The organism is Achromobacter sp. ACM02 (genome assembly GCF_014851605.1).
Taxonomy (GTDB): Bacteria; Pseudomonadota; Gammaproteobacteria; order Burkholderiales; family Burkholderiaceae_B; genus Achromobacter; species Achromobacter aegrifaciens.
Window position 1 is genome coordinate 654,485 of record NZ_JACUZY010000001.1, and the last position, 13,742, is coordinate 668,226.

Sequence of the window (13,742 nt, forward strand, 5' to 3'; positions counted from 1 at the left end):
TGGACTCATCGCGGCGCGCGGGCCTGGATTTTCAACTGGGCTTTCCATGCGCGCCTGCGCCACCACAGCCAGATGCCGCTGATGCCCAGCACGCCCAGGCCCAGGCCGAGCAAGGCCACGATGGCTTCGCCGGCCACCCCGCCCAACTCTCCCGTGTGCAGCGGATAAAGCACCGAGTTGATCCGGGCGCCCGGATCCAGCTGATTCCAGCGCTGCGCCGCCAGCACTGTGCCGTCGCGCGGGTCGAGCCAGACGGTGGATCTGCCATTGGGATGCGGATCGTCGGGCACGCGCATGCGTATGGCCAAGGGGCGGTCGATGCGCGGCGTGTACAGCAGGTAGCCGATCGCGCCGTCCGGAAATGCCGCTTGTGCGGTTGCGGCCAATTCGTCCAGGGAGCGCGGCGGGATGGCGCCCGCTGGCCGCGCCGGCAGCTTGGGCGCCACGACCGGGGGCTGGCCGCTGGCCAGCGTGATCCAGCCGCCTATCGGACGCCATGCCAGATAGGCGCCGCTGGCCATGCACGCCGCCAGCAGCAGCGCGAGGATGGCGCCGCCGTTGCGGTGCACGTCGAACAAGGCGCGCAGCGCGCCCTTGTTGAACACCATGCGCAAGGACGGCGGCCATTTGCGCGGCCACCATGCGATCAGGCCTGACACCGTCAGGACCAGATAGGCCAGCGCGGTCCAGGCCAGCACGGCCTTGCCGGTGCGATCCAGCATCAGGGCGCTGTGCAGCTTGTAGACGATGGCGACAAGTCCCTCGTCTTCTCCCCTTCTGCCCTGCTCCCGGCCGCTGGCTGGATCGAGATAGACCGTGCCGTCCCAGGCGTCGGGCGCCCTCACCCTGACCTGCATGGTTTCGCCGGATTCGCGCGGCGGGCGGAAGGTGTAGGAGGCTTGCGGGCCGAACTCGGCGGCCAGGTTGCGGCGCATGGATTCGAACGATGCGGGCTGGCCGCCGCCTGCGTTGCCGGCCCGGAAGAGCTCCGGATGCAGCAGCTTGTCCAGCGGCCGCGCGGCCACGAGGAAGGCGCCGGTCAGGCCGGACAGGATCAGGATCCCGCCCAGGCCCAGCGCCACCCAGCGGTGGCAGAGCAGCCAGATACGCCGGGGCATCAGTAGGCCAGGCGCGCCTGCACGTAGACCATGCGCGGCGCGCCGACCATGCGGCCGCCGTTGGTGTCGACGTTGCGGGTGTAGTAGCGGCGGTCGAACAGGTTGTTCACGCCCACGGCCAGTTCGCTGCCCTTCCATTGCGGCAGCTTGTAGCTGAGCTGGGTGTTCCAGACGCTGAAGCCGGGCACGCGGCCGTTGGTGGCGGCGGCGTTCTCTTCTTCAGTGTTGGCCGTGTCCGAGTACTGGCCGCTCTGCGCCGTGGTGTACAGGTTGAAGGTCCAGTTGCTGCGGGTGTAGCGCCCGCCCAGCGTACCGGTCTGGCGCGAATAGAACGGCACATCCTTGCCTTCGAATTCGCCGGATTTCTGGATGGCGCGCACGTAGGTGTAGTTGGCGTAGAGGTTCAGGCCGGCGAGCGGCCCGGACCTGTCGAAGTCGTAGTCGATGGCGAATTCGACGCCGTTGTGGGTAGTGGCGCCCAGGTTGCGGAAGACGGCCGGGTTGGTGCCGGGTATCGACAGGATCTGGTTGTCGAACTTCAGGTTGAAGACCGTGAACTCGGTGTGGGTCTGTTCGCCCGAGTAGCGCAGGCCGGCTTCCAGGGTCTTGGCGACTTCCGGGCTGAGCGGATTGGAGGCCGACATCGAGTTCAGCTGTGTGTACTGCACCGCGCCGAACGACGTGTTGTAGTTGGTATAGAGCGTCAACGCATCGTCGACCAGATAGGCGATGTTCAGCGAAGGCAGGCCGCGGCTGTTGCGCAGGTCGAACGGCGTGTCGTTGGCGGTGCCGCTGGGCTGGCGGTTGGTGCGGATGTGTTCATAGCGCACGCCGGGCGTGACGCGCCATTTGCCGTAGGCGATGCGGTCGTCCAGATAGATGGAGTGCGCTTCGGTCTTGTTGTCGAAGACCTGTGCGGCGCCGATGCGTTGGCCCGTGGCCAGGGATTCCGAATAGCGCCGGTCCTGGCCGGTTTCGTGGATGTAGCGGTAGCCGATGGTCACGTCGTGCGTGGTCGGCCCCCATTCCAGGCGCTGCGTGTAACGCGGCTCTATGCCCAGTACCTGGTTGTTGCGCGGCTGATAATCGTTGCGGCCCGTCGCGGTATTGATGAGCGAACTCTGGCGCGAGCTGTCGTAGTGATAGACCCGGGCCTCGAATTCCTGGGTGTCCGAGATCGAATTGAGGTATCCGATGTCGACCTGATCGCGCTGCCCTTTCCAGTAATCGGTGGGATGGGTGTTCTGGAATGGATCGTCGCGGTACTGCGCCACCGTCAGGCCGCCCGGCGTCATCGATTTGACGTCGTAATGGGCGAACTTGCCGTAGATTTCCGACGTCGGGGTCAGCTCGAAGCGCCATTTCAGCGCCACGTCGTTGTAGCGGTCATGGCTGGCATCGCGCCATTGTTCGCCGTCCATGCCGGAGTACATCAGCGCCACGCCCAGCCCGTTTTCGAACTGCGTGCCCAGGAAGCCGGTGTACTGGGTATTGGTGCCGCCCTGGCTGAAGATGTTGTAGCGGGCGGAGGCCTCGGCGGTGAGTCCGCTGCCAGTCGGAATCGAGCGGGTCTTGAAGTTGATTACGCCGCCCACGTTCTGCGGGCCATAGCGCACCGCCCCGCCGCCCCGCACCACGTCGATGGCTTCGATGTTGCCCAGGCTGGTCGGCGACATCACCAGGTTCGGCTGGCCATAAGGGGCCATGGCCATGGGGATGCCGTCCAGCAGCATGGTGGTGCGAAATGAATTGCGCGGGTTCAGGCCGCGGATGCCGACGTGCAGGCCGACCGAGCTGCCGCTGGCGCTGGTGCTGCCGCTGATCTGCACACCGGGTACGCGCCGCAGCACGTCGGCCACGCTGGTGGCGCCACTGTTCTGGATCTCGTCGCGCTTGACCAGCGTGCGGGCGCCGCCAAAGGTCTGCACGCTGTTTTCCAGGCCGGTGCCCAGCCAGTCGCCGCTGACCTGGATCGATTCCAGCGTGTTGGCGTTGCCGGCAGGCACGGCCTTGGCCGCAGGGGCTGGCGCGCGCACCACGTATCCCTGGCCGCCCTGCTCCTCCGCGGCGAGGCCGGTGCCGGCCAGCAGCCTGGCCAGCCCCGATTCCACGCCATAGCTGCCGTCCAGGCCCTGCGTCCTCAGTCCGCGCGTGTCCTCGGGCCGGAAGGAAACGGTGATGCCGCCCGCCTTGGCGAAGGCGGAAAGCGCCTGGTCCAGGGGACCTGCCGGAATGCGATAGTCGTGCGTCGCGGCCGGGGCCGAGCTTTGGGCCGCGGCGGGCGGCGAGGCGGCGAAGGCGGCGGCCAGGCTCAGTGTCAATCCGGCCAAGCGCAGGACGCGGGGTTGGGTTTTGTCTACGACTGCCACTTGGTCACATCCCTACAGGTCATCAATGCGCGGTATGCCGGATGAGCGCGGCGAAAAGGGACAAGGGCGTAGCGGCAAAGTTGTAAGCAAGTGAAACCAGGCGGCTTTCAGCGCGTCAGGGTGACCCAGTAGGCGGTACGCGTGACGACGCGCAGATCCAGGGTCTTGGCCACGACGGCAAGCAGCGCGTCGGTGTCTTGCAGGCGGAATACGCCAGATACCCGCAGGCCGCCCACCGCCGGGTCGCAGCGCAATACGCCGCGCCGGTAGCGCGAGACCTCGGCCAGCAAGGCGTCCAGGCGCATGTTGTCGGCTTCGAGGACGCCGCGCGTCCATCCGGGCGCGTCTGACCTGGCCTGTGCGTTCGGCAGAAAGGCATTGGCGGTGAAGCGCACCGACTCGCCGGCATTGAAGATCCGCTCCGGACTGCCATTCCCGAGGGTGACGGCGACGCGATGTTCCAGCACGGTCAGCTCGGTCTGGACGTCGCCATCGTCCAGTTGCCGGACGACAAACCGGGTGCCCAAGGCGCGCAAGCGGCCCTGGGGAGTCTCCACGATGAAGGGCCGCGCCCTGCCCGCTGGGTCGGCGGCCGTGCGCACATAGATTTCGCCGCCGCGCAGGTGCAGCAGGCGCATTTCGTCGGAGTAGCCCACCTCCATGGCCGTATCGGTATTCAGATGGACCTGGCTGCCGTCGGCCAGCCGCAGGTCCTGGTTTTCGCCCACCGCCGTGCGATAGGCGCCTGCCGGCTCCGCATACAGGCGGTAGGTCAGCAAGGCGGCGGGCGCGGCAACCCCCAGGACCGCCAGCGTACGCAGCACGGCGCGCCGGCTGACCTGCGACGGGCGCGTCAAGAGCGGCACGCCCACGGAGGCCGGCACCGTGTCGAACTGCTGCATCAGGCGCTGGGCGCGTTGCCAGGCAAGCTCGCGTTCAGGATGACCGTGACGCCAGCGTTCGAAGGCGGCGTGATCCGCCGGTCCGGCCTCGCCGGAATGCAGGCGCACGAGCCAGCGGGCGGCTTCCCGTATGACGGAGGCGTCTAGCGGTTTGGATTCGGCGGCGGCCATGGGTCAGGAATCCAGCATGGTCAGGCAGATTTCGAAGCCCTGGGCCATGTAGCGCTTCACCGTGCGGTCGCTCAAGCCGGTGCGGGCGGCGATTTCGACGTAGGTGAGCCCTTCCAGTTGCGACAGGACGAACACCTCGCGCGCCTGCGGCGCCAGATTGCCGAGCATGCGGTCCAACTGTTGCAGCGCTTGCTGCACGCCCAGCAGCATCTCGGGCGAGGCTTCCAATTCGGGTGGCAGCGCGGCCAAGGCCTCGAGCCAGGCGCGTTCCAGCGAGCGGCGGCGCCAGTGATCGTTGAGCAGCCCCCGCGCGATGGTGGTCAGATAGGCCCTGGGCTGGCGCAGCGTGCGGACTTCCTCGGGATGGCGCAGCACGCGCAGAAAGGTGTCGTGCGCGAAGTCCGCGGCCTCATCGCCATGGCCGAGGCGATGCCGCCACCATTGGCAGAGCCAGTCGTAGTGGTTTTCGCAGAGTAGCTGGAGCGGCTGTAGGGGCTTGGACATGCTCGAACGCCCCCGATAGGCAGCGCGATGACACGGAATGGCGGCCTGGCCGGATTCAGCCCGGCGGCCAGCGGGGCTAAATGATACCAAGAACCGTTCGCAGTATCGAATCGCGCGGAGCCCTGCGGGGCGTTCAGAACGGCACCATCACCTTCAACGTGCCGCGATGGCTTTGTATGTGGGACGAAAAATCCCCGTCGTACTGCAACCGGAAGTCCAGGCCGCCCGCGTTGGATACCTGCAGGCCCGCGCCGATGCGGCCGATGACGTCGTCCATGGGCACCGAGGTCTCGAAGGCGCCCGAGCCTGCCGGCGCGCCCTGCAAGCGCGACTTGACCGTGTACTCGTCCTTGGACAGGAACGACACGCCGCCATACATGTAGGGGCGCATGGTTGCGCCGTTCTTCAGCGCCACCTTGCCGCCCAGTTCCAGCGTCGGCGACAGGGCCATGACGAATTCGTTGCTGCTTTCCACGTCCAGATGCAGGGCGTCGCGGGATTCGCTGTAGCCGGGCATGTGGGTGTAGGACGCGTCCACGTCCACATAGGGTTTCAGGTAAACGTGTTCCCCGGCGTAGGTGCGCGCGATACGCAGGCGCAAGGCCGCGCCGTAGACGTCCAGGTCCGAGTCGGCCGTGCTTTGCATGCCGGGGATGCGGATGCTGCGGTTGATGTCGTACTGGCCGTAGCCGCCGCCCAGGGCCGCGGACAGGGTCCAGGGTCCGGTTTCGCGCTTGACCACCACGCCGGCATAACCGCTGTCGCCCTTGCCGCTGACCCGTCCGTCGTCGCCGCTCAGATGGCTGTTTTGGTAGGCAACGGACCCGCCCAGGAACCAGCCCGGACTGACCTGGCGCTGGCCGCCGAACTGGTAGGTGACGCCATCGAACGAAAATCCGGAGACCCCGCCGTCGCCGTCCTGGTTGGTATTGATGCCGGACACCTGGCCCCACAGGCAATCCTGCTCGCCGGTCAGCGCGTCGCCGCCCTGGAATGCCGGGCACGACATCATGGCGCCGGTAAAGCGCGCCATGCTGGCCTGCATCTGCGCGGCAGGCGCCACGGTGACGCCGGCCGACAGGTCGGACAGCCGGTTCGAATAGGTGTCGGCGCTTTCGCGGGAGGCCATGTCCAGCGCCGCGAACAAGGACGCCATGGCGGCGTTGCCACCCAGGTTCCAGGCGCCCTGCAGATGATTCGCAACCGAGCGCTGATTGGCGGCCAATTGCATGGACGGCGCGGCGAAGTCGGCCTGCGCTGCGCGCACGCGCACGTTCTTGCCGTCCAGCCTGGCGTCGTAGTCGATCACCGGGCTGTCCTTGGCAACGGGGCTGCCTTGCACATCGCCTTGCAGCGTCGCCACGGTGACTTCGTGATCGGGCAGCAAGGTGATGGGCTGGACATTGACCTGGCCGTTCAGGCGGGTATCGCCCTGCACCACCATGCTTGGCGATTTGAGGTTGGCGAAGTCCACGTCCGCCTGCAGCAGGCCGCCGGCCTGCAGGTTGAAATTCCCCGTAACCGTGAGCGTGTCGAAGGCGCCGGACCTGCCTATGGCGACCAGCCCCGCGTTGTCGATGTTGGCCTGATAAAGCGTGGCGTCGCTCAGGGTGCCGCTGGCGGCGTTCCAGACGTTGCAGGCGATGCCGCCCGCGCCGCCGCCGCATTCGATGTTGCCCAGCACGGTCCCCGCATTGTTGACGGACAGGCTGGCGCCGGGGGCGCTGGCCAGGAAGCTCACGGTCTTGGCCTGCTGCAGGGCGGCGCCGTCGTAGCGTACGGCGCTGCCGCCTGCGCCGGCGATGATCATGCCCGCCGAGCCCACGGTCAGCGTGTTCTGCTTGTCGCCCACGATCCAGACGCCATATGCGCCCGCGCCGGTGCCGCCGCTGACCGAACCGTCGACGGTGACCGCGACCTGGCCCGAACCTTGCGGACCGGCGCTTTGCGCAAAGATGCCGGTGGCGCCGGCGCCGGTGGCGGCGATGCTGCCGCTCTGCGTCAGCGTGACGTTCCCGCCGGATCCCGTGCTGCCCGCGCCTGCCGTGCTGCCGGCGAAGCCGCCGGCGGCATTGCCGCCCAGCCCGCCCCCGCCGCCGATGGATTGGGCGATCACGCCGAAGGCGTAGGCCCCCTGGGTCGTGATGTTGCTGGCGACATTGAGGTTAACCGCGCCGCCGTTGCCGTTGCCACCCGTCTGGCCGCTGCCTGGGGTCCAGCCGCCCGAGTCCAGCTGCAAGCCCTTGCTGGTGTCGCCCGCGATGCCTCCGCCGCCGCCGATGGACTGGGCGATCAGGCCATGGGAGCCCGCGCCGCTGGTGCTGATGTGGCTGCCGGCATTCAAGGTCAGGGTCACGGCGCCGCCGTCGCCGGCCGCGCCGCCGCGCCCGCCCAGCGACACGCCAGACAGGTTGCTGGCGTCGCCCGCGCCGCCCAGCCCGCCGCCGCCGCCGATCGATTGGGCCAGCACGCCATAGGCGCGCGCGCCTTGCGTGGTGCCGGCGATGCCGGTGGCGACGTCGATGGCGCCGCCCGAGCCGGACAAGCCGCCGTTGCCGCCCACTGCGACGCTCATGGAATGGCTGTCCTGCTGCAGCTTGGAGCTGCTGTTGCCCGCGCCGGCCGTGCCGCCGCCTCCGCCGATAGATTGCATCGCCAGCGCCGGGGAGTCGTCGCCCGCGGTCTGGACATTCAGCCAGCTTCCGCCGCCAGAGGTCAGGATGTTGCCGCCATTGCCGGCCACGCCGCCTGTGCCGCCAAACGAGGCGCCGACGGTGATGGTGCCTTGGGCCTGGTCCGAGCCATCGCCGCCCTGCCCGCCGCCTCCGCCGATCGATTGCAGCAGCACGCCGTAGGCGTTGTAGCCGTTGGTGGCGATGCTGTTGCCATGGTCGTCGTCGAAGAAGAAGCTCAGGACGCCGCCATTGCCGCCGGCGCCGCCGCTGCCGCCCACGCCGATGATCGCGTTGGCCTTGATCTTGCTGCCCGAGGCGCTGGACGATCCGCCCACGCCGCCGCCCCCGCCTATGGATTGGGCCACCAGGCCGTCGGCCCAGTCGCCGGCGGTGGCGATCTTGCCCGCGTAGTTCACGGTGACGTTGCCGCCATGGCCGCCCGTGCCGCCGGTGCCGCCCACGTCCACGCCGAATTGGTAAGTGCTGTTTTCGTCGTCGAGCCGTTCCTTGTTGTCGCTGTGATTGCCGATGCGGTCCAGGATGGGATAGGACGAGGCGTCGGCGCCCAGCGATCCGCCCAGCCCGCCGCCGCCGCCGATCGATTGCAGCAGCACGCCATCGGCGTCGCCGCCTTCGGTGCGGATGGCGCCTTGCAATGTCGCATTGATGCTGCCGCCAGTGGCGCCGGAACCGCCGGTCGCGCCCAGGCCCACCTGCAGACGGGCTGACGGACGCTCTTCGGCGCTGCCAGCCACATTCAGCGTGCCGCCCTGCGAGGCCCCGCCGCCGCCGCCGATGGACTGCGCCACGATGCCGCGCGAACCCGAGCCCAGCGTGCGGATGGCGAAGTTGGGATTCAGCGTCACGTCCACATTGCCGCCGGTGCCGCCCGAGCCGCCGGTACCGCCCAGGGCCAGGGTCAGCTTGACGTTGGTGGGCCCGCCGTGGGTGTAGGCGTTGCTGCTGCCGACCCCGCCGTTGCCGCCGCCTCCGCCTATGGATTGCGCCAGCACGCCATTGGCGTAGTCGCCATAGGTCACGATGGTGGATGCCGGGGGGACGCGCACGCCAGGCGGGGTCAGCAACGACGGCGGCATGCCGACATAGGCGCCGTTGGCATCGCCTAGGCTCACGGCCACCGCGCCGCCGTTGCCGCCTGCCGAGCCGGAACCGCCCAGCGTCATGCCAGCCGACAGCGAGATCGTGGTCGCATCGCCGAGCACGGTGGACAGCACGGACGAATCGCCGCCATTGCCGCCCCCGCCGCCGATGGACTGCGCCATCACGGCGTGGGAGCCGTCGCCCAAGGTGGCGACCGTGGAACCGTTGCTGAGGTTGACCTGGGTGACGCACGCGCCATCCCCCGGCGGGCAGGCGCTGCCGCCCGCCCCGCCGCTGCCGCCCACCGCGGCTTCGAAATTGAACGCCAGGGACGCGCCCTCGCCGGTGGGTACCGCCACCACCAGGTCGCTGGCGCTGGAGCTGCCGCCATTACCGCCGCCTCCGCCTATGGTCTGCGCCAGGATGCCGAAGGAATCGTTGGGCGCGTAAGTCGAGGGATCGATGTTCGGGCTGGCGTAATCCATGCCGGTGGCGACGTGGGAGCCGCTCAGGTTCACGATGGAGGAATAGCCGGTGCCGCCCGAGCCGCCGCTGCCGCCCAACACCACCGCGGCATTGAAGCCCACCGTGACGTCGTAATAGCTGGCGTCGCCGCCGTTGCCGCCGCCTCCGCCTATGGATTGGGCCAGGATGCCGGCCGAGTGGGCGCCGCCGGTGCTGATGTTGAGGTTGCTGTAGCCCACCTTGACCTCGGCGGCATTGCCGCCGGCGCCGCCGCTACCGCCCAATTGCAGCGCCGCGAAGGATGCCACGCTGGCGTTCTTGACGCTGCCGCCCGTGCCGCCGCCGCCGCCGATGCTTTGCGCGATGATGCCGGGTGCGTAGTTGCCGTGGGTGGTGAGGTTCGCGGTCGAGTACGTCAATGTGCCGTCGCAGCCGCCCTGGTTGCTCATGCAGACCGTGCCGCCGTTGCCGCCGCCGCTGGCGCTGCCGCCGATCGCCACCGATACGCCCACCGATGCGGTGAAGGTATCGCCGCCGTTGCCGCCGCCGCCGCCCACGGACTGGGCTAGCACGCCCGCGCCGAATTGGCCCGCGGTCTGGATCGAGCCCAGGTCCTGGATGATGACGTTGCCGCCCGCACCGCCCCCGGCGCCGCCGCCGCCCACGCCCAGCACGCCGATGCTGTCGCCGCCGCTGCCGCCGCCGCCGCCGATGGACTGGGCCACCATGCCGATGGCGGCGTTGCCGGCCGTCGTGATGGAGCCGGTATTGCCGATCACAACCGTGCTGCCCGACGAGCCGGTGGCCCCGGCCGAGCTGCCGCCTACGCTGAGCAGGCCAGTGGCGCTGCCCGAGGCCCCGCCGCCGCCGCCAATGGATTGGCCTATCATGCCGTGCGAGTTGTAGCCCGAGGTGGCGATGGACCCGCTGTTGCTCAGGGTGACCTGGCCGGCCGCCCCGCCGCCCGCGCCGTCCCCGCCCAAGGAAACCAGTTCGGCCGTGTCCGCGCCGCCCGCCCCGCCGCTGCCGGCAATGGACTGGGCCAGCACGCCGTAGGCATGGTCACCGCCGGTCGTGACCGTGCCGGCGGTCGTGACATTGACCGCGCCAGCGTTGCCGCCATTGCCGCCGTTGCCGCCCTGGCCGCCCAACACCGACACGAAGTCGCTGCCCGTGCCGCCGCCGCCGCCGACCGACTGCGCCACGATGCCGGTGGAAAAATTGCCCGTCGTGCTGATGGCGCTGCCGCTGGCGGTGGAAATGTTGACGGCGCTGGCGTTGCCGCCAAACCCGCCGCCCCCGCCCTGCCCGGCCAGCTTGGTGCTGTCGGTGCCGTCGCCGCCCTGCCCGCCCAGGCTTTGCGCCGCCAGGCCGGGCAGGTTGTCGCCGCGGGTCGCGACGCTGCCGCCCTGATAGAGATTGATCGCCACGGCGCCACCCGCGCCGCCATTGCCGCCGGAATGGTCCTTGTCCGGGCCTTTGCCGCCCTTGCCGCCGATGGCGCGGGCGGCGACGCCGGCGCCCTGCACGGTCGCGCCGGCCGCCGAACCGGCCACGTCCAGCAGCACCGAGCCGTTCACGTCCACCGTCACCTTCTGGGTCCAGGTGTCGGAGTTGCCGCCGCCATTGCCGCCGTTATCGCTGTTGTCGGTCGACGCGGTGCCGTCGCCGCCTATGCTTTGCGCGTAGATGCCAAAGACCGTGGCGCTGTCGAAGACCTGCCAGTAGCTGTTGGCCTGGCCCTGGTGCGTCACTTGCACAGTGCCGCCGGTGCCGGCATTGCCGTTGTTGTAGCCGCCCATGCCGCCCACGGAATTCGCGTAGATGGCAGCTCCGTTGGCATAGGTGCGCAGCCGCGTGGCGCTGCTGCCCAGGTTGATGGCGCCGGTGTTGCTGACCGTGACCGTGCTGGCGTTGCCGCCATTGCCGCCCACCTGGTCGCCGTATTCCAGCGTCGGATCGTTCTGGTCGCCGCCGGCCCCGCCCAGGGCCCGCGCGTTGATGCCGTACAGGCCTTGGCGCGGCGTGGGCAGGGAACCGGACATCGTCAGGTTGCCGGAATTGGTTACGGTCACGTTCTGGCCCAGTCCGCCGTGTCCGCCGTTCGAGTCGTTGTTGTCGTTGGCGGGGTCGCCGATGCCGCCGGACGAGACTGCCATGATCAGGCTGTTGAAATTGCTGAGCGCCGTGCCGTTGAGCGCGATGTCGCCCGTGCTGGATACGGTAATGTGGCCGCCGTCTCCTGCCGTGCCTTCGTCCACGCCGTCGCCGCCGCGCGATATGGCCGTGACCACGCCCACCGGGTTCAGCCGGGTCTGGTTCTCGTCGGCGTTGTAGTTGCCCGAGGACGTGACCGACACGTCCGGTCCGTTCTGGCCGTTCTTTTCGTTGTCATGGTCTACGCCGCTGTCGCCCTCGCAGATGGCCTGGGCGCTTGGGTAGTTGCCGGACGGCACGTTCAGGGTGGGGCCGCCTGCGCATGCATAGCCGGCCTGTGCGCCGCCCGCTACGCTCCAGGCGCAGGCGCCCAGCGCGGACGCGATGGCCAGCCGCAACGTGTTCTGCCGCAGCAGGGGAAAAGGCAGACTGGGGCTGTGCGCCGGGCGTGATGAGGGCTTCATGGATGAGCGGATTCTTGTGACCCGAGCGCGGTTTACCCGGGTCGGCGGGCGCGCGCTCAGTAGTAACTGGCAAAGTTTCGCCACTAGAATCCGCAGGCAGCGCACCTCGCGCAACTTTTTTTCGACGAATCAGTGCTTTTTTTCGACGAAATCCGCAAAGAAAACCACACTGTTACCGCATGCGCGGCCACAAATGTAAGTAAAGATTGAATGCGGCGTAGAGCCTTCGGCCGGCCGTGTCAGGGGCGCGCTGGCGTCCGCCTGGCGCCGTCCGAAGATGCCAGCAGCATCTGCCCTTTGGGTGTTAGGACAACCACCGGTTCGACATCCGCGCGGCGGGGAACGTCCACCAGCCCATTGGCGGTCGCGTCTTCCCAGGCGGACAGGCGCGGACACGAACTGCGCCAGGCGTCCATGGTCTGCGCATAGGTGCGCGGCCGTTCGGCGATCCAGGCCAGGAATTGCAGCAGGTTGCCGAGCTGGGACGTGCCGGCCTGCAACATGGAACTATCGTCATCTGTCTTCATCGCCATGCACTCCCAACCTGGATGTAAAAGGCGTTCTGGTCCTTGCTGTGGGCGATGTCTATCCCCACCGCCAATCCCAGCTTGGCGGCTATCAGATACCGGAAGCCTGTGCCGATGCTGACGACATTGGTGGAATCGGCAAAGGATTTCCAGTTTCCGTAGGCCTTGCCCACGCCGCTGAACCCCAGTATGGACCAGCGCGGGGTGGCGTCCCAGCGCAATTCTGTTTCGAAGGTCAGCGCGTCGCGGTCCTGGTAGCGGCCCCGCGCCACGCCGCGCAGGTCGACGTAAGGCTGGGCGTAGAACGGCACCGTGCCGCGCGTGAACTGGCCGTCGCCCCGCAGGCCCAGGGTCCAGCGCGGGGCCAGCGGCAGCCAGGTGTAGCCGCGCGTGCGGTAGCTTTCGAAGGCCTGGTCGCTGCCCAGCCAGCTGCGCGAAAACTGGGCCTCCAACTCGGCATAGCTGCCCCTGTTGGGATAGAACATATTGTCGCGCGTGTCATAGTCCACCACCACGCCGGCCTTGCCGATGCGGCCCGCCAATTCGGCCTTGGACAGTTCGCCAGCCTGGCTGCCGGTGAACCGGGTGTTCGAGCGGAAATAGGTATAGCGCGGACCGACGTACCAGGGCGTGTCGCCCACCCGGGCCAGGACCTGCTGCATCAGGAAGGTGCCCTTCACCTCGTAGCTGCGTCCGTGGCTGGAGGCGCCGTAGTACTCCAGGTTTGCGCGTCCCTGGGCCAGCGCGCCCAGGTAGCGGTAGCGGTCGGCGTCCCAGCTGCGGAAATGGAACAGCGCGCCGCCGCGCGTGCCGTTTTCGGTGGCCATGGCGCCAATGCCGGTGACATTGGGCGGCGCCTTGCTTTTGCCTTCCGGCTGGCCCTGGGAGGCGGCCTCACCCGCCGGTTCGGAGAAGTACAGCAGCATCACGCCGCCGCCATAGCCCACGGCGGGCTCGGTGATGATCACGGGTACCGGTAGCGCGCCGTTCTGGCGCAACAGGAAGTCGCCCATGTCCAGGCCGCCGCCGTCCGCGTCCACGTCGGCGTCCGCTTGCGCCAACGCCGCGCCCATGAAAGCCGGGCCCGTGCACAGCAGGATCAGGATCTGCCTGGCCAGTCGCGGCCAGGTGACCGGATGGCCCCGGGGTGCCGCGCCGCCCTTGGCGGGCAAGGCCCCGCTGGAGGCGCTGTCTCGGGCGTGTCTGCATTCCTGGCGCACGGAGTCCTTCCCCGTTGTAGTGCCGCAGTCCGGCGATGTCGGGCGGCTCGCAAGAATGAGACTGGAGCC

Annotated in this window: 7 protein-coding genes; all 7 read right to left on the minus strand. The window is 68.6% G+C overall.

Annotated features, from left to right (window positions below; genetic code table 11):
- Positions 1-5: 5 nt before the first annotated feature.
- Positions 6-1,118 carry a PepSY domain-containing protein gene (locus tag IB258_RS03015; protein ID WP_192352120.1) on the minus strand — a complete coding sequence of 371 codons (1,113 nt, stop codon included), beginning with the start codon at positions 1,116-1,118 and terminating at the stop codon, positions 6-8.
- Positions 1,118-3,448 carry a TonB-dependent receptor gene (locus IB258_RS03020; RefSeq protein ID WP_225590248.1) on the minus strand — a complete coding sequence of 777 codons (2,331 nt, stop codon included), beginning with the start codon at positions 3,446-3,448 and terminating at the stop codon, positions 1,118-1,120. The genes IB258_RS03015 and IB258_RS03020 overlap by 1 nt, the downstream gene beginning before the upstream one ends.
- A 146-nt stretch (positions 3,449-3,594) precedes the next feature.
- The gene (locus tag IB258_RS03025) at positions 3,595-4,560 is read right to left on the minus strand and encodes a FecR domain-containing protein (RefSeq protein ID WP_192352122.1); all 966 of its coding nucleotides are present in this window, start codon (positions 4,558-4,560) and stop codon (positions 3,595-3,597) included.
- A 3-nt stretch (positions 4,561-4,563) separates the two neighbouring features.
- The gene (locus IB258_RS03030) at positions 4,564-5,064 is read right to left on the minus strand and encodes a sigma-70 family RNA polymerase sigma factor (protein WP_054454404.1); all 501 of its coding nucleotides are present in this window, start codon (positions 5,062-5,064) and stop codon (positions 4,564-4,566) included.
- Positions 5,065-5,197: 133 nt separating this feature from the next.
- A complete protein-coding gene (locus IB258_RS03035) occupies positions 5,198-11,926 on the minus strand; it encodes an autotransporter outer membrane beta-barrel domain-containing protein (RefSeq protein WP_192352123.1) in 6,729 nt (2,242 codons plus the stop codon).
- A 239-nt stretch (positions 11,927-12,165) separates the two neighbouring features.
- Complete coding sequence (locus tag IB258_RS03040; protein WP_225588731.1) at positions 12,166-12,453, minus strand: hypothetical protein; 288 nt, start codon at positions 12,451-12,453, stop codon at positions 12,166-12,168.
- Positions 12,450-13,526 (minus strand): BamA/TamA family outer membrane protein, encoded by a 1,077-nt coding sequence (locus IB258_RS03045; RefSeq protein ID WP_054454867.1) that lies wholly within the window; start codon positions 13,524-13,526, stop codon positions 12,450-12,452. The genes IB258_RS03040 and IB258_RS03045 overlap by 4 nt, the downstream gene beginning before the upstream one ends.
- Positions 13,527-13,742: the final 216 nt, after the last annotated feature.